The 19,897-nt window shown below is 31.2% G+C and carries 16 protein-coding genes; 13 read left to right on the forward strand and 3 right to left on the reverse strand.

Annotation, left to right across the window (positions count from 1 at the left end; genetic code table 11):
* Nucleotides 1-9: 9 nt before the first annotated feature.
* On the forward strand, nucleotides 10-2,721 hold the full coding sequence (locus ACIQ16_RS01035) for a carboxypeptidase regulatory-like domain-containing protein (RefSeq protein ID WP_396148155.1): 2,712 nt from the start codon (nucleotides 10-12) through the stop codon (nucleotides 2,719-2,721).
* Between the two features lie 72 nt (nucleotides 2,722-2,793).
* On the opposite strand, the gene ACIQ16_RS01040 is transcribed toward ACIQ16_RS01035, so the two are convergent.
* Entirely contained in the window at nucleotides 2,794-4,044 is a 1,251-nt protein-coding gene (locus tag ACIQ16_RS01040; protein ID WP_396148156.1) for an ABC transporter permease, read from the reverse strand.
* A gap of 155 nt (nucleotides 4,045-4,199) precedes the next feature.
* On the opposite strand from ACIQ16_RS01040, the gene purH reads away from it, so the two are divergent.
* From purH to rodA, 6 genes are all read left to right on the forward strand, one after another.
* Nucleotides 4,200-5,726: a bifunctional phosphoribosylaminoimidazolecarboxamide formyltransferase/IMP cyclohydrolase gene (purH, locus tag ACIQ16_RS01045; RefSeq protein WP_396148157.1), complete on the forward strand. Its 1,527-nt coding sequence runs from the start codon at nucleotides 4,200-4,202 to the stop codon at nucleotides 5,724-5,726.
* Nucleotides 5,727-5,867: 141 nt separating this feature from the next.
* Nucleotides 5,868-6,896, forward strand: coding sequence for a rod shape-determining protein (locus ACIQ16_RS01050; protein WP_291240904.1), 1,029 nt, complete (start codon nucleotides 5,868-5,870; stop codon nucleotides 6,894-6,896).
* An 11-nt stretch (nucleotides 6,897-6,907) separates the two neighbouring features.
* Nucleotides 6,908-7,741, forward strand: coding sequence for a rod shape-determining protein MreC (gene mreC / locus ACIQ16_RS01055; protein ID WP_396148158.1), 834 nt, complete (start codon nucleotides 6,908-6,910; stop codon nucleotides 7,739-7,741).
* Between the two features lie 2 nt (nucleotides 7,742-7,743).
* Entirely contained in the window at nucleotides 7,744-8,250 is a 507-nt protein-coding gene (locus ACIQ16_RS01060) for a rod shape-determining protein MreD (protein WP_396148159.1), read from the forward strand.
* Entirely contained in the window at nucleotides 8,247-10,199 is a 1,953-nt protein-coding gene (mrdA, locus tag ACIQ16_RS01065) for a penicillin-binding protein 2 (RefSeq protein ID WP_396148160.1), read from the forward strand. The genes ACIQ16_RS01060 and mrdA overlap by 4 nt, the downstream gene beginning before the upstream one ends.
* Nucleotides 10,200-10,390: 191 nt before the next feature.
* Nucleotides 10,391-11,647, forward strand: a complete 1,257-nt coding sequence (gene rodA, locus ACIQ16_RS01070; protein WP_396148161.1) for a rod shape-determining protein RodA — start codon at nucleotides 10,391-10,393, stop codon at nucleotides 11,645-11,647.
* Between the two features lie 66 nt (nucleotides 11,648-11,713).
* On the opposite strand, the gene ACIQ16_RS01075 is transcribed toward rodA, so the two are convergent.
* Nucleotides 11,714-13,930: a carboxy terminal-processing peptidase gene (locus ACIQ16_RS01075; RefSeq protein WP_396148162.1), complete on the reverse strand. Its 2,217-nt coding sequence runs from the start codon at nucleotides 13,928-13,930 to the stop codon at nucleotides 11,714-11,716.
* A 134-nt stretch (nucleotides 13,931-14,064) separates the two neighbouring features.
* Between ACIQ16_RS01075 and surE the strand changes: the two genes are divergently transcribed.
* On the forward strand, nucleotides 14,065-14,820 hold the full coding sequence (surE, locus tag ACIQ16_RS01080) for a 5'/3'-nucleotidase SurE (RefSeq protein WP_396148163.1): 756 nt from the start codon (nucleotides 14,065-14,067) through the stop codon (nucleotides 14,818-14,820).
* Between the two features lie 44 nt (nucleotides 14,821-14,864).
* On the opposite strand, the gene ACIQ16_RS01085 is transcribed toward surE, so the two are convergent.
* Nucleotides 14,865-15,899 (reverse strand): LacI family DNA-binding transcriptional regulator, encoded by a 1,035-nt coding sequence (locus tag ACIQ16_RS01085; RefSeq protein WP_396148164.1) that lies wholly within the window; start codon nucleotides 15,897-15,899, stop codon nucleotides 14,865-14,867.
* 211 nt (nucleotides 15,900-16,110) lie between these two features.
* Between ACIQ16_RS01085 and rplM the strand changes: the two genes are divergently transcribed.
* The 5 genes from rplM (at nucleotide 16,111) to ACIQ16_RS01110 (ending at nucleotide 19,897) form a co-directional block, all read left to right on the forward strand.
* Nucleotides 16,111-16,566, forward strand: a complete 456-nt coding sequence (gene rplM, locus ACIQ16_RS01090; RefSeq protein ID WP_353150478.1) for a 50S ribosomal protein L13 — start codon at nucleotides 16,111-16,113, stop codon at nucleotides 16,564-16,566.
* Nucleotides 16,566-16,952 (forward strand): 30S ribosomal protein S9, encoded by a 387-nt coding sequence (gene rpsI / locus ACIQ16_RS01095; RefSeq protein WP_091310242.1) that lies wholly within the window; start codon nucleotides 16,566-16,568, stop codon nucleotides 16,950-16,952. Before rplM ends, rpsI begins: the two co-directional genes overlap by 1 nt.
* Before the next feature lie 247 nt (nucleotides 16,953-17,199).
* Nucleotides 17,200-17,997 carry a 30S ribosomal protein S2 gene (rpsB, locus tag ACIQ16_RS01100; RefSeq protein ID WP_396148165.1) on the forward strand — a complete coding sequence of 266 codons (798 nt, stop codon included), beginning with the start codon at nucleotides 17,200-17,202 and terminating at the stop codon, nucleotides 17,995-17,997.
* A gap of 115 nt (nucleotides 17,998-18,112) precedes the next feature.
* Complete coding sequence (tsf, locus tag ACIQ16_RS01105) at nucleotides 18,113-18,937, forward strand: translation elongation factor Ts (protein ID WP_396148166.1); 825 nt, start codon at nucleotides 18,113-18,115, stop codon at nucleotides 18,935-18,937.
* A 66-nt stretch (nucleotides 18,938-19,003) separates the two neighbouring features.
* Complete coding sequence (locus tag ACIQ16_RS01110; protein WP_396148167.1) at nucleotides 19,004-19,897, forward strand: DMT family transporter; 894 nt, start codon at nucleotides 19,004-19,006, stop codon at nucleotides 19,895-19,897.

A 19,897-nucleotide genomic window follows, 5' to 3' on the forward strand; every position in this document is an offset into this window, starting at 1 on the left:
CAGACTTAAATGAAAAAAATAATTTTAGTACTAAGCTTATTTCTTATCGGAATGAGTTACGCACAATCGGTAAAGGTTTCAGGGATACTGAAAGATAGCGACAATTTGGTTATAGAAACAGCCAATGTAATGGCTATTAACCAAGTTACAAAAGCGATGGATGCGTATAATATTACCAGTGAAAAAGGGGAATTTTCATTAAACTTAAAAGCCAATACAGAATATATTATCAAAGCCGGTTATATAGGTTATGCGCCTTTTGAACAAAAAATTACAACTACAAAAGAAAACCAAACTTTTAATATTGTTTTATCAAGTTCAAATACCATTGAAACCGTTGAGATTGTTCGAGAAATGCCTGTAAGAATTAGCGGTGACACCATTATTTATAACTCAGATTCGTTTACAAATGGTACCGAAAAAAAGTTAGAAGATGTTCTTAAAAAACTACCTGGCGTATCTGTTAACAAAGACGGTGAGATTTCTGTAGAAGGTAAAACGGCCCAAAAGTTAATGGTTAATGGAAAAGATTTTTTTGATGGCGATACGAAATTAGGTGTGAAAAATATACCTGCAGATGCTATTGATAAAGTACAAGTTTTAAGAAATTATAATGAGGTTTCTAATTTGAAAGGATTGGAAAATAATGAAGAAAATATTGCTATCAATATAAAATTAAAACAAGGTAAAACTAACTTTTGGTTTGGTGATGTGCTTGCTGGAGAAGGCATTATCGACTCGAAAAACAGAAGTATCGTGAATCCAAAATTATTTTATTATAGTCCAAAATACAGTGTTAATTTAATAGGTAATTTAAATAATATTGGTGAGTTACCGCTTACCACGCAAGACTATTTTAAATTTACAGGCGGATTTAGAAATATGATGCGAAAAGGGGGTTCTAGTTTTAATGTTTCTTCAAACGATTTGGGAATTGGGGGATTGAGAAACAATCGTGCAAAAAATATTGATACGAAATTTGGCGCGGCTAACTTTTCCTATAACCCATCGAAAGTATTGACAATTAGTGGATTTGGTATTTATTCGTACAATAAAACCGATTTACAAACCGATAATGTTTACAATCGTGTAGATAGATTGCCAAATGGATCAACCGTAAATATTACAGAAACACGTCAAGACATTTCTAGACAGAGAAACAATTTAGGATTGTTTAAATTAAGTAGTAGCTATGTGCCTTCTACTAAAATGCACCTGGATTACGATGCATTACTAAAAACATCTGATCAATTGGATAGACAAAATGTAGTATCAAGTTTACAAGGGAATATTTTAACCGAAAAAAACCAACAACCTATTTCATTAAATCAAAACTTAAACTACTATTATACGTACAACGACAAAAATGTATTTGCTTTTGAAATGCAAAATTTATTTCAACAAGAAGATCCGTTTTATAATGCCAATTTACAAATACAACCATTTATTTTGGCAGGATACAATAGTACTCAGTCAAGAAACAGCATCAATCAAAACCGATTTATTAAAACAAATAAAACGGATGCAAAATTTGATTACTATTATATGGTAACACCAAAAAGTAACATTAACGTTACCATTGGAAACACGTATTCGTATCAAAACTTTAACTCAAATATGTTTCAAATATTAGATAATGGCACACAAAATAATTTATCTGATAGTCAAAACACCAATAAAGTAAATTATGTATTTAACGATGCTTTTGTTGGCTTACATTATAAAATGTTGGTTGGGAAATTTACTTTTAATCCAGGAGTTACTTTACACCAATTTAATACCAGTGACACCCAATTGAACAGCGTAAATAATATGAGTTTCAATAGAGTTTTACCTGATTTCTTTGCCTTGTGGCAAATGAAAAAATCACAAACATTATCCTACAATTTCTCATTAACCAATAATTTTACAGATGTCGTAAAATTGGCACAAGGGTATGTGTTTTCAAATTATAACAGTTTATTTAGCGGAAATAGATTCTTAGAAAATTCAATTTCACAAGTACACTCTTTGCGTTTCTTTAAATTTAGTATGTTTAATATGGAAAATATTTCTGCTAATATTACCTATTCAAAACAAACTGAAATTATTACCAACCGTGCTTTATTAACAGGTATTAATCAAGTTTCAAGTTCGGTAAATATTAATTCAAATTTTCCAAATGAGTCGCTTTCAGGAAGAATTAATTATGGAAGATCTTTTGCAAGATATTTTAAAGCAGATGGAGGCGCAAGCATCAGCAGAAGTACAAATAACAATATTCGTGTAAATCCAGATAATTCTGAGTTTATTCAAAATACAAAATCGTTTACACAAAATTATAAAATTGGGTTTTCAACAAATTTTAAAAAAATCCCTAATATAGAATTGGCATATGATTATACGGTTAATGATTTTCAAAATCAGATAAATTATGTAGATAATCCATCGGTTACATTAGAATATTTCTTTTTAGATGCCTTTTCTTTTACGTCTGAATACAATTTTTATCACAATAGAGATAAAGCGAAAACTTTTGATACTGAATATGATTTCTTAACCGCATCCTTATCATATCAAAAAAGAGATAGTAAATTTGAGTATAAAGTAAGTGCAACCAATTTATTAAACACAACAGCACTAAACGACAATAGTTTTAATGCCTTAGGTGGTTCTACAAACTTTTCGAGTTTTTATGTACAACCTCGTTTTGTAGTTTTTAGCTTAAAATATGTGTTATAATTAATACAAGTATAAAACCCAAAAACCCGATTTGTATCAAAAACAAATCGGGTTTTTTATTGAATAAAAGAATTACATCCCTGTTCGTATGGCTTCTACAGGATCTAATCTTGAAGCTGAAATAGCAGGTAAAATTCCTGAAATTAATCCGATAATTATTGACAAACTTGAGCCTAATAAAATATTAAAAGAACTCAATACAAACTCAAAATCTAGAACGTTTGTTAAAACTAAGGCAATTAACCAAACCAAAACGATTCCAATTAATCCACCAAACATTGCCAAAATAACAGCTTCAAATAAAAATTGAAACAAGATAAATCGGTTTTTTGCCCCTAATGCTTTCTGAATTCCAATTAAATTGGTGCGTTCTTTAACAGAAACAAACATAATATTTGCAATTCCGAAACCACCAACTAAGAGAGAAAAAATACTAATTCCCCATCCCGCAAGATTCATTTTACCTATAATGTCATCAATAAAACCAGTAAATCCAGACAGAATATTTACAAAAAAACTGTTAATTTCACCTGCTCGTAAACCTCTACTATTTCTCATTTTATTGGTTAATTCTGCTTTAAATTCATCAATATCAACACCTGCTTTTGGTTTAATTAGAATAGCTGGTGTAAAATTTATACTGTTGTCACCATATAATTTTCTAATATTATTTACAGGTAAAAAAACCGCAACATCATTAGAATCTCCAAAGGCATTTTGCCCCATTTTTTTTAATACGCCTATTACAGTAAAACGTTGACCATATAACCGAATTTGCTTTCCAATTGGTTCGTTACCTTTAAATAAGCCATCTGCAACTTCACTACCAATTACAATTACGGAAGTTCCTGAATTGGATTCCGCTTCATTAAATAACCTTCCTTTATCTACTTTAAACGGTTCAATTTCAAAAAATTCATTTGTAGAAGGCTTCACTCTAATAGAATTTACCGTATTGTCGTCATATTTTATACTTTGATTTTTCGTAAAAAAATTAAATGATATTTTATCAATGTCGGCCATACTTTTTTGCAAATATTGATATTCATCATATTTTACGTGCGGAAATTGATCTCGCTTCCATTTTTCAACTTCCGTTGGTCCAAAAGAATATTTGAATAAATAAATGGTGTTTTTATCCATCCCATCTAAACTATCAACAATATTTTTCTTCAATGAATCAACTGCTGCTAAAACCGCAATAATAGAAAAAATACCAACTGTAACTCCAAGTAAAGAAAGAAACGTTCGTAATTTATTACTTCTCAGTGCATTAAAAGCAAAAGCAAAACTTTCTTTAAGTAAACGAATATATAGTATCATAAAATGTATATCTTAAATATTTGTAGTTAAAAAGGAATATTTGTTACAATTTTTAGACGAAAATTATTTAGAAATGTTTCTCATTTACAGTTTATAACTATTGGATTTTCTTAATCAAATTGTTACTTTTGCAGTTCAAAACAAACAACAACATAATGACTCACACAAAACAAATCAAATCGGCATTAATTTCTGTATTTGACAAAACTGGTTTAGAACCAATTATTAAAGCACTTCATCAAAATAATGTAACAATTTATTCTACAGGTGGTACCGAAGATTTTATTAAAAATTTACAAGTTCCTGTTGTAGCTGTAGAAGATGTAACTTCTTATCCTTCTATTTTAGGCGGTAGAGTAAAAACCTTACATCCAAAAATTTTTGGTGGAATTTTAAACCGTCAAGATCACGAAGGCGACGTAGCCCAAATGACAGAATTTGATATTCCTCAAATTGATTTGGTAATTGTAGATTTATATCCATTTGAAAAAACGGTTGCTTCAGGAGCAAGTGAAGCTGATAGTATCGAAAAAATTGATATCGGTGGGATATCATTAATTCGCGCTGCAGCGAAAAACTTTAAAGATACTGTGATTGTGGCATCTGTAGATGAATATGCTACTTTCTTAAATTTTTACACTGAAAATCAAGGCGCTACTTCTATTGAACAAAGAAAACATTTAGCGACAAAAGCGTTTCATACTTCATCAAACTACGATACGGCCATTTTTAATTATTTCAATACTGAAGACACGTATTTAAAAATTAGCGAAGAAAAAGGACAAATTTTACGTTATGGTGAAAACCCACATCAAAAAGGGTTTTTCTTTGGAGATTTCGATAAAATGTTTACGAAATTACACGGAAAAGAATTGTCTTATAATAATTTATTAGATGTTGATGCCTCTGTAAATTTAATAAATGAGTTTAAACATAACGATCCCACTTTTGCTATTTTAAAACACAATAACGCGTGTGGTTTGGCTACAAGAGCTACGATGAAAGAAGCCTATTTAGATGCATTAGCAGGTGATCCTACTTCAGCATTTGGTGGCGTGCTTATTGCAAATGGAAACATTGATGTAGCAACAGCTGAAGAAATAAACAAACTATTTTGCGAAGTGGTTATCGCACCTTCATACGACCAAGAAGCAATTGATATTTTAGAAGAAAAAAAGAACCGTATTATATTAGTAATTAATGATGTTGCGTTACCTGCAAAAAATGTTCGTACGTGTTTAAATGGAATATTAGTTCAAGATAAAGACAATATTACCGATTCAGTTGAAATATTGAAAACAGCCACAAAAACAGCTCCTACAGCAGAAGAAATTGAAGATTTATTATTCGCGTCAAAAATTTGTAAACACACCAAATCAAACACAATTGTTTTTGCAAAAAATCGCCAACTTTGTGCTTCTGGAACAGGACAAACCTCAAGAGTTGATGCCTTAAATCAAGCCATTGAAAAAGCCAAAACATTTGATTTTGATTTAACTGGAGCAGTTATGGCAAGTGATGCTTTTTTCCCATTTCCTGATTGTGTAGAAATCGCAAATAAAGCAGGAATTACAGCAATTATACAACCTGGAGGGTCTATAAAAGACGAATTAAGTATAGATTATTGTAACGCTAATAATGTGGCGATGGTGATGACTGGAGTACGTCATTTTAAACATTAAAAAACGCTAAAAAATATCGCTATTTTAAAACGCATTAAAAAATATTTTTTTAATGCGTTTTTATTTTAAATAATTCCAATTTATTTTTATACTTTTGTTAGTTGAATAGATTTACACAAAATACTAAACCCTTCAATAAATATGGGATTTTTTGACTTTATGACTGAGGACATAGCAATTGACCTTGGTACCGCAAATACACTAATAATTCACAACGATAAAGTTGTTATAGACTGTCCTTCAATTGTTGCGAGAGACAGAATAACTGGAAAAATAATTGCTGTTGGTAAAGAAGCCAATATGATGCAAGGAAAAACCCACGAAAATATAAAAACAATTCGTCCACTAAAAGACGGAGTAATTGCCGATTTTGATGCGTCTGAAAAAATGCTTCAAATGTTAATTAAAAGCATTCCAGCATTAAAGAAAAAACTTTTTACACCGGCATTGCGTTTAGTAATTTGTATTCCTTCTGGAATTACAGAAGTGGAAATGCGAGCTGTAAAAGAATCTGCAGAGCGTGTTAACGGAAAAGAAGTATATTTAATTCACGAACCGATGGCAGCTGCAATTGGTATTGGAATTGATATTATGCAACCAAAAGGAAATATGATTGTCGATATCGGTGGTGGAACTACAGAAATTGCAGTAATAGCATTAGCAGGAATTGTTTGTGATAAATCTGTAAAAATTGCTGGTGACGTGTTTACGAACGACATCATTTACTATATGAGAACACAACACAATTTATTTGTAGGAGAAACTACTGCAGAAAAAATTAAAATACAAATTGGTGCTGCGATTGAAGACTTAGAAAGTCCTCCTGAAGATATGTCGGTTCAAGGGCGTGATTTGTTAACTGGAAAACCAAAACAAGTTGATGTTTCTTATAGAGAAATTGCTAAAGCATTAGATAAATCGATTCAAAGAATTGAAGATGCTATTATGGAAACGTTATCTCAAACACCACCAGAATTAGCAGCAGATATTTACAATACAGGTATCTATTTAGCCGGTGGAGGTTCTATGTTAAGAGGTTTAGATAAACGAATTTCATTAAAAACAGATTTACCAGTTTATATCGCCGAAGACCCTTTAAGAGCGGTAGTAAGAGGAACTGGAATGACACTTAAAAACTTAGCGAAGTACAAAAATATTTTAATTAAATAAGCTCGTAATACATGCAGCAAATTATAATTTTTCTTATAAAAAACAGCTATAAATTGCTGTTTTTGCTGCTTTTGGGTATTTCATTAACGCTTACAATTAAATCACATTCTTATCATAGAAGCCAGTATATTAATTCTTCAAATGCGTTTTCAGGTTACACGTATAGCCAAATTAATAGCGTTAAAGAATATTTTGGCCTGCAACAAAAAAATGAAGATTTAGCGAGAGAAAACGCACGTTTAAAAGAAATTTTATTCAATAAAAAAGACACTGTTTTAGAAAGTAAAATTGTAGTGCCAAATATTTTATCGGATTTTGTAGTGAGACAAGCAAAAGTGATAAAAAATTCTTACACCAAACAAGAAAATTTTTTAACGTTAAGTAAAGGTTCGTTTGAAGGTCTGAAAACCGATATGGCTGTGATTAGCGATAAAGGTGTGGTTGGAATTATTGAAAAAACATCAAAAAACTTTGCTACAGTAATCAGTATTCTTCATACTAAAAACCCATTAAACGGAAAAATAAAAAATTCAGATCATTTTGGTTCAATAACTTGGGATGGAAAAAATGCAGGTTATGTACAACTTATTGATGTGCCAAAATTAGCCACATTAAAAAAAGGCGATACTATTGTAACTGGGGCACAATCTGCCATATTTCCTGAAAACATTCCAATTGGAAAAATCGAACAAATTTTTGCAGAAAAAACCAGTAACAAATTTGTTATCAATGTAAGACTTTTCAACGATATGACGTCACTTGGTTATGTGTACGTTATTGAAAATAAAAAGAAAAAAGAAAAAGAAGCGCTGGAAGAAGCAACAGAAAAAGATCCAACTAAGTAATAATGAACAGTAACTTCATTTTAAATTTAATCCGTTTTATTGTTTTGCTAACAATACAAATTGTTGTGCTTGAACAAGTGAAATTAGGCGGTTGGATTAATCCTTATTTGTATGTGCTTTTTATAATTTTATATCCAATTAACTCTAATAAATCTGGTTTTTTAGCCGCAAGTTTTTGTTTGGGATTAATTATGGATTTATTTTGTGATAGCGGCGGTGTTCACGCAACTGCTTCTTTACTTTTAGCCTATTTTAGACCTTTTTTCTTAAAGTTTGCTTTCGGATTAAGTTACGAATACCAAACCATCAGAATAGCTGATAAACTATCTGTAGACCGATTTACGTTTATCATGTCTGCAATCGTTTTTCATCATTTAATACTTTTTAGTTTAGAATTATATAGAATCGATTTGTTTTTTGAAATTATCACACGTACAATTCTGAGCACTATTTTTACATTTGCAATTTGTATCATTAGTATTTATTTAATAAAACCAAATAAACGATGAGAAAGACTTTATTACCAACCCTTATCATTATATCCGCTATCCTGTTATTGGTTCGTCTTTTTTATTTACAGATTATTGATGATACTTTAAAAATAAAATCAGAAAACAATGCCATTAAAATAAAATTCGATTTTCCAGAACGTGGTTATATTTACGATAGAAACGGTAAACTTTTAGTTGCCAATCAGCCATCATATGACATTATGGTTGTTCCAAAAGAAGTGAAAGAAATTGACACTCTTGAATTTTGTACTATTCTTCAAATCACAAAAGAAGAATTTATTGAGAAAATAGAGAAAGCAAAAATTTATAGTCCAAGATTACCTTCTCTTTTTCTTTCCCAATTAAATAAAATGGAATTCGCTGGGTTTCAAGAAAAAATAAGAAAATACACTGGTTTTTATATTCAAAAACGTTCTTTAAGAGAATATCAAACCATTCATGGTGCCAATATTTTTGGATTCATAACACAAGTAAACGATGCTATAATTAAAGACAATCCTTATTATAAAAGTGGTGATTTAATTGGTCGTCAAGGAGTTGAAGAAGCTTATGAAGAAATTTTACGGGGTGTAAAAGGAGTAAAATATATTCTAAAAGACAAACACAATAGAGAAATTGGCTCATACAAAGAAGGAAAATTTGATACCATTGCAAAACAAGGTAGCGATGTAACCCTTTCTATAGATGGAGAATTGCAAAAATATGGCGAAGAATTAATGGTTAATAAGCGCGGTGGAATTGTAGCAATTGAACCCAGTACAGGTGAAATTTTAGCTTTAGTTACTGCGCCCTCATACGATCCGGCTTTACTAGTTGGTAGACAACGTTCAAAAAATTACACGAAATTATACAACGATTCAATTGCAAAACCTTTATTTGATAGGGGTTTATTAGGTGAATTTCCTCCAGGATCTCCTTTTAAAATTCTTACCGGTTTAGTTGGATTACAAGAAGGCGTTATTAATACCCAAACATCATTTACGTGTAATCATGGATTTTCATATGGACGTGGTGCGTTTATGCGATGCCACTGCCCAGGTGGTGTGGTGCAGTTAAATTTTGGAATTTATAAATCTTGTAACACCTATTTTGCAAATGTTTACAAGCGCACAATTGATAAATACAAAAGACCAAAAGATGGTGTAGATGCCTGGTCTAATCACTTAAAAAGTTTTGGTTTAGGGAAATTTATGGGTTATGATTTGCCTCCTGGGAGAAAAGGACATATTCCAACTTCAAAATTCTATGAGCATTTTTATCCAAATGGTGGTTGGCGATCTACTACAATTATTTCAAATTCAATTGGTCAAGGGGAAGTTTCAATGACACCTATTCAATTGGCAAATATGATGGCGACTATTGCAAATAGAGGTTATTACTATACGCCTCATATCATAAAAACAATAAAAGGCAAAAAAATAGATTCAAAATATACTACAAAACATGTTACAACTATTGATAGAAGACATTTTGATCCTGTCGTAAATGGTTTATTTGATGTTTACAACAGAGGAACTGCTTTTGGTTTAGGAGTAGATGGTTTGGAAATTTGTGGAAAAACAGGTACTGCTGAAAATTTTGCCAAAATAAATGGAAAACGCGTTCAGCTTGAAGACCACTCTGAGTTTGTAGCTTTTGCGCCAAGAATTCGACCAAAAATTGCCATTGCAGTGATTGTAGAAAATGGACATTTTGGAAACACTTGGGCAGGACCCATAGCCACATTAATGATTGAAAAATATTTAAATAAGAAAATTACTCGTACAGATTTAGAAAAACGAATGTTAGAAGGGAATTTAAATTATCAATATCGAAAATTATATCCAAGTAAAGATTCCATTCACAAACCTAAGTTAGTCAAAGCAGATTCGCTTCGTATGAAATTAAAATCGAAAAAAGAAACGGACGCAGAAAAGAAGAAAAAAGAAGCAGAAAAGAAAAAATAATTTTTTATTTTTAACATCCTCCGCTCCTAGAAGTCTCCTGACTTCTAGGATGTGTTTTTCGGTCTCGAACCGAATACTAAAGTTCGGAGAACTTTCACCAACACCACGAAGTTAGAAACTTCGTAGAGCAGAAAGTAATCATTAAAATATTATATCTAAAATTCAAAAATAAAAAAGGAAAATTAAGTCAAATGAAAAACCAAGATATAAGTAATTCCATCGATTGGATAAGCATTTTGTTGTACTTCATACTCGTTGTTTTTGGATGGATGACTATTTATTCCGTAACGGTTCCTGCAAATCAAGAATACACATTTGATTTTAGCCTGAATTATGGAAGACAAATGATTTTTATGCTTATTTCTATACCCATAATATTTTCGATTTTATTTATAGATTCTAAAATATTTGAACGATTTTCTCCTGTGTTTTATGGAATTGGAATTGCACTACTTTTAGGTTTATTCGTATTTGGAGTAAGTAAAAAAGGACAAACCAACTGGTACCAATTTGGAGGATTTGGTTTTCAGCCTTCCGAGTTTGTAAAAACCGCTGTAGCCTTGCTTTTATCTAAATTTTTAAGTGATGCGCAAGTAAACTTAGCTAAAAAGAATTTTCAATATATAGCTTTTGCTATTATTGGGCTTCCTGTTATACTCATCTTATTACAACCCGATACTGGAAGTGCAATGATTTTTTTATCCTTAATTTTTGTCTTATTTAGAGAAGGATTACCAGGTTGGTATTTATGGACTGGAGCCATTTCAATCGCTACTTTCCTTTTAGCGCTTATCATTAAACCCATATATTTAATTTCATTTATTGGAATATTTATGGTGATTCATTTTATATTTAATCGACTGATTTCTCGGAATCCTATTGTTTACGGATTAATTTTTATCGCAATTTCACTTTTTTCCTTTTCGGTTAGTTATGTATATGATAAAGTTTTAGAACCCCACCAAAAAGATCGTATTAATGTGCTTTTAGGAAAAGATGTAAATATGAAAGCCGAAGGATACAATTTAAATCAATCTATGATTGCCATTGGTTCAGGTGGATTTTTTGGCAAAGGCTATTTAGAAGGCACTCAGACAAAAGGTGGCTTTGTACCTGAGCAACACACCGATTATATTTTTACTACAGTAGGTGAAGAATGGGGTTTTGTAGGCAATGTATTAGTTATTGGATTATTTGTAAGTTTATTTTTACGAATATTATTCCTTGCAGAACGACAAAAAACAAGATTTAGTAGAGTGTATGGCTATTGTGTCGCCACGTATTTATTTACCCACTTTTTTGTAAATATCGCTATGCTTATACGATTGTTCCCAACTATTGGAGTACCACTACCCTTTTTCTCATATGGTGGTTCCAGTTTATGGGCGTTTACCATTATGCTATTTATTTTTATAAAATTAGATGCGAATAAAGTTAATGAGTGGTAACATTCGCTTATAACATAATAAGAAAGCCATTCAAATTGAATGGCTTTCTTATTATAAATCTTTAAACTATTTTGAAGCTAATTTTTCTTTTACTTTTTTATCTTTTTTAGTTTTAACAACAGATTTGTTTATATCTAAAACGGTTAAATCAGTAAGTACATTTAAGGTCTCAGTCATATAAATATCTTTAACTAATTCCGCATGCCATCTTTCACGCTTTTCTTTCAGTAATTCGTCATTTGCCATCAATTCTAATTCGTAGGGTAACGAAGTAAAATTAAGGTTGTTTTTATATTTTTCAAGACTCTTGAATTTTTTAGTTTGCGATTCAATATCTGCAATTTCTTTTTTATACGCAGCATAATTTAAACTTATAGAATTGTCTTCTTTTCTATCATTAATCCATTTTGCATTTTCAGAAATTAAATTAAAGTTATCATTAGTCGCAATTCTTTTTTTACTATTTGCAATTACTTTTTCAAAGTTTAGATCTAAAGGTGTATAAATCGCTGGCTCAATTTTATCCCAAGGTAAAGCACTTTTTTCATCTTTTTCACCTGTTTCCATAAAACTAAAACGATCTGGCATTATAATATCACTTTTCACACCTTCTAATTGTGTAGAACCACCACTAACTCTATAAAATTTTTGAGTAGTAGTTTTTAAAGCTCCTAAATCACCATATTGATTTCCACGAACAAACTCGTTTAATTCAAATACATTCTGAACGGTTCCTTTTCCGTATGATTGTTTACTTCCAATAATAATTCCTCTATTATAATCCTGAATTGCAGCTGCAAATATTTCTGAAGCTGAAGCTGAATAATTATTAATCATTACTACTAAAGGGCCATCCCATTGAACTTTAGGATCTGAATCTGGTAAAATTTGAGCCTTACCACCGGCTGGTTTTACTTGAACTACAGGACCTTTATCAATAAATAAACCTGTCATTTTAACTACCGTTTCTAATGAACCTCCTCCATTGTCACGTAAATCCATTACAATACCCTCCACGTTCATAGCTTTTAATCTTTCCACTTCAATGGCTACATCTTTAAAAGCATCTCTGTTTAATTTGTTTTCAAAAGACTGATAAAATTTCGGTAAATATATCACCCCAAATAACTTCCCGTCTTTATTAACTACAGAAGATTTAGCAAATGTCTCTTCCGTTTCTACTTCATTTCTTATAATTGGCACTACTTTTACAGTACCATCTACTTTTTTAACAGTAAGTTTTACCAAAGTCCCTTTAGGTCCTTTTATTTTTTTAATCACATCATCTAAGCGCATTCCAGCAATATCTATTGGTTCCTCGTTAGCTTGAGCAACTTTAATAATAATATCGCCTTGTTCCAATAATTTTCCTCGCCAAGCAGGACCTCCGCTTATTAGTTCTGACACCTCAATGCCTTCATTTTTCTTTTGTAAACGCGCACCAATTCCTTCATATTTTCCACTCATACTTACATCAAATTTTTCTTTATCTTCAGGAGAAAAATAATACGTATGTGGGTCGTATTGCGTTACAATTGCATTGATATATACCGTAAACCAATCTTCACGTGTTAACTCGGCAATAAAACTAAAATTATTATTCAAATTACTTTCAGTAGTTTTTCTTGCGGTTATCTCTAATTCTTCAAAAGATTTTGGTTCGGTTTTTTCAGTCGGTTTTTCTTCTTTAGTAGCACTCGATTCATCTATAATTCCAGACTTTAAGGCGTCTTGAATGTCTTCTTTATCTGTAATATCACTCAAAGCAGCAAGTTCTAATTGCTTTCTCCAACGCTGATCTAAATCTTTCATAGTCGCAGCATACGGCAGTTTTTCATAATCTACATTGATGGTTTCATTGTCGTTTAAATCCAAAGGTTTTGAAAGAATACTTGTGTAAATTACTTTCGATTCTTTCATTCTTTGCATTAATCGTTTATATGTTAAATCAAAAAATGATAAATCTTTGCTACGAATCATATCATCAATAGCCAATTCATATTTTTGAAATTCAGAAATATCTGATTGAATAAAAAAACGTTTCGTAGGGTCTAATGATTCAATATAAGAAGCATACGCCTTTTTTGAAAATTCATCATTTAATTCAATAGGTGAAAAATGGCCTTTTTCTAACACAAAAGACAACAGTTCAATTAACATTTTATCTTTATCGTCGCCAGTTACTTTTTTAGAAGGAATAAAGCTCCACAATCCAGCAACTACTATCCCAACAACCAATAAAACTTTATAATTTCTTTTCATAAATTCTATACTTTTTTTCATTTTTAACTTCTAAAATCGTGCCAAATAATTACTGTATTACTTGTTACAAAAACAAGATAACAAATTTAATATTTTAATCTGCAAATAAATCATAATTTATAATAAATTAGCAAATAATTTAACACAATTTTAAAATGAAAAAAATTCTGGTTACGAATGACGATGGAATTGCTGCTCCAGGTATAAAAGCATTAACAGAAGTCATGCATGAATTAGGTGAAATTTATATCATTGCTCCAGATAGTGCTCAAAGTGGAATGGGTCACGCCATAACCATAAATAGCACATTAGAATTGAAACATATTCCTAATTTTTTAGGTACAAATAACGCTTATAGCTGTTCTGGAACACCTGTAGATTGTGTAAAAATGGGCGTACATGAAGTGATGAAAAGCAAACCTGATTTGTGCGTTTCTGGTGTCAATCATGGATCCAATTCTTCTATAAATGTAATTTATTCTGGTACGATGAGTGCTGCTGTAGAAGGCGGTATTGAAGGCATTCCGTCTATCGGATTTTCTTTATGCGATTACAGTTGGGATGCAAATTTTGAATACATCAAACCTTTTATTAAAAAAATTGTTTTAGAGGTTTTAGAAAACGGTTTGCCTGAAGGTGTGGTTTTAAATGTAAACTTTCCAAAAACAGACCAAATTAAAGGAATAAAAATTTGTCGTCAAGCGAAAGCCACTTGGGAAGAAGAATTCGACAAGCGCACCAACCCAATGGGTAAAGAATATTACTGGTTAACCGGGAAATTTGTAAACCACGACAATGGTGAAGATACGGACGAATGGGCATTAGCTAATGATTATATTTCCATAGTTCCCGTTCATTTTGATTTGACTGCATACCACGCAATTCAACAATTAAATAGTTGGGATTTATAGTTTCTAAACAAGTTTTCTAAAAAAAATTCTACGATTCTATAGGATTAAGAAAGTTTTCTAACCGATTCTCTTTTTCTTAATTCCGTTTTAATAACCACGGTTTCGAATATTTTTTCAGATTCAGAATCTGGAATTTCTTCAATGCGTTTGATAATTAATTCGGCTGTTTTTTGACCAATTTCTGGTGCGTGTTGACTAACTGTAGATAAGCTTGGCGTCATTCTTCTTGACCATAATCCATCTGCAAAACCAATAATTGAAATATCATTTGGGACGTGAAAACCATTTTTTAAACAAAATTTCATCGCAGCAACAGAAGCATATTCATCAACTGCAAAAATAGCATCTGGTTTTTTATTTAAAATAAGTTTGCCCATTTTTTCATCAAAGCCTTCATCTGAATCGGTCAATAAAGCTAAAGTTGCATCAAATTTTTTGTTATTTTTTTGCAATGCTTCTTTGTATCCGTTTTCTCTTAATTTCCCTACGCTCAAATTATTAATTGTAGATAATAATGCAATTTTTTTACAATTGGTATCAATTAAATATTGCGTCGCATCTACTGCTGAATCAAAATCATCAACAATAACTTTATCGCATTTTAGTTCTGGAGCAATTCTATCAAAAAGAACTACTGGAGTACCATCACGCAATACATTATATATATGTGTAAAATTATTTTCTTTTTGCGTTTCTTCCGCCAAAGCTAAAATAAAACCATCAATGGCTCCGTTGTCTAACATTTCAAGCATCTGTTTCTCTTTTTCAAGAGATTCATTAGAAGTACAAGTAATTAAATTATATCCTTTTTCGTTAGCATATAATTCAATTCCAGAAAATACCTTTGCAAAAAAAGGATTTAAAATATTTGGTAAAATCACACCTATAGTATAAGAACGCTGATTTTTTAAATTTTTAGCAATACTATTTGGCTTGTAGTTTTTCAGCAGTGCAAACTCTTTAATTTTTATTTTAGTTTGCTCGCTAATTTCTGGGCTGTTACTTAATGCTTTAGAAACTGTAGATGTAGAAACACCTAATTCTTTGGCTAACTCTTTTAATGTGGCTTTAGATTTCATTTTATATCCTATTTCAAAATCAAAAATATAAAAAATAGCGGAAAATAGCCCTATAAAAAAAATAAAATTTAGCAATAGGAGTAATGAGTTCAAAATCAATAGAAAAGAATTTTAGTTTAGAGTTTGTAATTTTAATAAATAATTGTACTTTTGCACCCCTAATCCCTAAGTTTGGGAATAGGAATGGAATGTTTAATTAAAAATTAGTATTGTGAACACATTAAGCTACAAGACAATTTCGGCAAACAAAGCTACTGCAGACAAGCAGTGGATTGTTGTAGATGCTGAAGGTCATAACTTAGGTCGTTTTGCTTCTAAAGTAGCTATGCTATTAAGAGGTAAGTACAAGCCAAGTTATACGCCGCATGTTGACTGTGGAGATAACGTAATTGTTATTAACGCAGAAAAAATCAATCTTACTGGAAACAAATTGGATGAAAAAACATACATCCGTCACACAGGTTATCCAGGAGGACAAAGAAGTCTAACTGCAAAAGTAATGCAACAAAAAAATCCTGCATTATTAGTAGAAAAAGCAGTTAAAGGAATGTTGCCTAAAAACAAATTAGGAGCGCAATTATTCCGTAATTTAAATGTTAACGTAGGAGATGCACACAAACATGCTGCACAAACTCCTAAAGCTGTTAACCTAAACGATCTTAAGTAATGGGAGTAATTCACAAAATCGGAAGAAGAAAATGTGCAGTAGCACGTGTTTATGTTTCAGAAGGAACTGGTAACATTACAGTTAACAAAAGAGAATTTGCTGTATACTTTCCAACTGCTACATTGCAGTACAAAGTAAAACAAGCCTTAACATTAACTAACAACGAAAATAATTTTGATGTTAAAATTAATGTATATGGTGGTGGAGCAACTGGTCAAGCTGAAGCTGTAAGAATGGCAATTGCAAGAGCAATGTGCGAAGTAGAAGCTGAAAACAGATTGGTATTAAAACCAGAAGGATTACTAACAAGAGATCCAAGAATGGTAGAACGTAAAAAATTCGGTCAGAAGAAAGCACGTAAGAGATTCCAATTCTCGAAACGTTAATATTCGATATTTATCAGAATATATTTTCAAAAACCTTTTTACAATTAAATTAGAATTTAAAAACAAGTTGTCGATATTTCTTTTTATTGAAAAAGAAATTAGTTTAGCATCTAAATGAAGCCGAGAAAATTAAAATGATTAAAAAATTAAAAGATTAAAAAATTACAATAATCTTTAAATCTTAAATTTTTAAATCTTAAAATTAAAACGGAACATTGCTAGAACACGGAACGTAAACTATTACAAAATGGCAAACAAAATTGACGTTAAAGAGTTACTAGAGGCTGGTGTACATTTCGGACACATGACTCGTAAATGGGACCCAAATATGGCTCCTTACATTTATATGGAACGTAATGGTATTCATATCATTAACCTATATAAAACAGCTGCAAAAATTGAAGAAGCAAATGATGCTTTGAAAAGCATTGCAGCATCTGGTAGAAAAATACTTTTCGTAGCTACCAAAAAACAAGCAAAAGATATTGTTGCTGAAAAAGCAGCAGCTTGTAACATGCCTTACATCACTGAAAGATGGCCTGGTGGAATGTTAACTAACTTTATCACTATCAGAAAAGCGATTAAAAAAATGGCTTCTATTGATAGAATGAAAAAAGATGGTACTTTCATGACACTTTCAAAAAAGGAGCGTTTACAAGTAGATCGTTTAAGAGCAAAATTAGACAAGAACTTAGGTTCAATTGCTGACATGTCTAGAATTCCTGCTGCATTATTCGTAGTAGATATTAAAGCTGAACATATCGCAGTAAAAGAAGCAAAAAAATTAAACATTCCAGTTTTCGCAATGGTTGATACAAACTCAGATCCTCGTTTGGTTGAGTATGTTATTCCTGCAAATGATGATGCTTCTAAATCAATCGATAAAATTTTATCTTTAGTAACTGCTTCTATTACAGAAGGTTTATCTGAAAGAAAAACAGACAAAGAAGAAACTTCAACTGAAGAAGTTAAAGCTGAAGAAACTCCAACTGAAGCAGCTCCAGTAGCTGAAACTGAGGCTGAAGAAACTTCAACTGAAGCATAACAAATAAAAATTCCAAAAATTAATTTCCAAATTCCAATGTATAGCTTTGGAATTTGGTTTTTAGTAATTGGAATTTCATTTTTAAAAAGTATTATAAATTATAAAATTAAATAAAATGTCAAATATAACTGCTGCTGAAGTTAACAAATTAAGAACTACAACCGGTGCTGGTATGATGGATTGCAAAAAAGCTTTAGTTGAAGCTGAAGGTGATTTTGAATTAGCTATTGAAATTTTAAGAAAAAAAGGTCAAAAAGTTGCGGCAAACCGTTCGGATAGAGAATCTACAGAAGGTGCTGTTATTGCTGTTGTAAATAGCGATAATACTGCTGGTGTTGTAATTTCTTTAAATTGTGAAACAGACTTCGTAGGAAAAAATGAAGGTTTCGTAAAATTAGCAAATGATTTTGCAAACTTAGCTTTAAATTTTACTGATAAAGACGCTTTTTTAGCTGCTGATTTTGGCGGAATTACTGTTGCTGAAAAATTAATTGAGCAAACAGGTGTTATTGGTGAAAAAATTGAAATTGGTGCTTTCGAAAGATTAGAAGGTGCATTTATCAATTCATATATTCACGCAGGAAACGGAATTGCTACATTAGTAGCCTTATCAGCAAATGTTGATGGTGGTGCTGAAGCAGCAAGAAACGTAGCTATGCAAGCTGCTGCAATGGCACCAATCGCTTTAGATGAAGCAGGTGTTGATGCGGATACGATTGCTAAAGAAATAGAAATTGCTAAAGATATGTTACGCCAAGAAGGAAAACCAGAAGCTATGATTGAAAATATCGCTAAAGGAAAATTAGGACGTTTCTTTAAAGACAATACTTTAGTAAATCAAGATTACATCAAAGATAGCTCAATGAGTGTGGCTGCTTATATTAAATCTGTAAACGCAGATTTAAAAGTAACAGGTTTCAAAAGAGCTGCTTTAGGATAATATCTTAAAAATAATCATACCTTTAAGGCTGTCAAATTTGACAGCCTTATTTTTTTAAACCTATTTATGAGAGAAAAAAATTCAAAATGGATTATCTTGTTACTATTAGCACTAGTTTGGGGAAGTTCATTTATCCTAATGAAAAAAGGATTAGATGGCGGTATGAATCCGTTTCAATTAGGTGCTTATCGAATTTTGTTTACTTCTGTCTTTCTACTAATTATAGCAGGAAAAGAACTATTTAAAATAGAAAAAAAGAAAATAAAGTACATTATTATAGCCGGACTATTAGGTAACTTCTTCCCTATTTTCCTTTTTGCCTTAGCACAAACGCAAATAAGTAGCTCTATTAGTTCGACTTTAAACTCGTTTACACCATTAAATACATTGATTATTGGGAGTGTGTTTTTCGGACTCACTTTTAAAAAGAAACAAATTTACGGATTACTAATAGGAATTATTGGTTGTTTGATATTAGTTTACGCAGGAGCTTCAGGAAATCCTTCAAAAAATTATTGGTTTGCATTGTTGGTAATTATTGCTTCTTGGTGTTATGCCGCTAACATTAATATGGTGAAAAAATATTTATTTGATGTATCGCCAATTGGCATTACTGTTGGAAATTTTGCTTTTCTTCTTATTCCTGCTTTGTTAATTTTATCTTTTACGGGTTATGATTTTCATACCATTCAAAACGCCACAGAAGGCATTGGTATTACTGATACTATTCATCCTTTAATTTATGTAGCGATTTTAGGAATAGTTGGTACGGGGTTAGCAAATATTTATTTTTACAAACTTATACAAATGGCGTCTCCTATTTTTGCCTCTAATGTAACGTATTTGATACCTGTTGTGGCTACAATTTGGAGTATAATTTTTAACGAAGGCGTTACTTTATTACAAGTTTTAGGAACTATTATTATTTTATTTGGGGTATATATAACGAATAGGAAGTAG

This window comes from Flavobacterium sp. (assembly GCF_044360715.1).
GTDB lineage: Bacteria > Bacteroidota > Bacteroidia > Flavobacteriales > Flavobacteriaceae > Flavobacterium.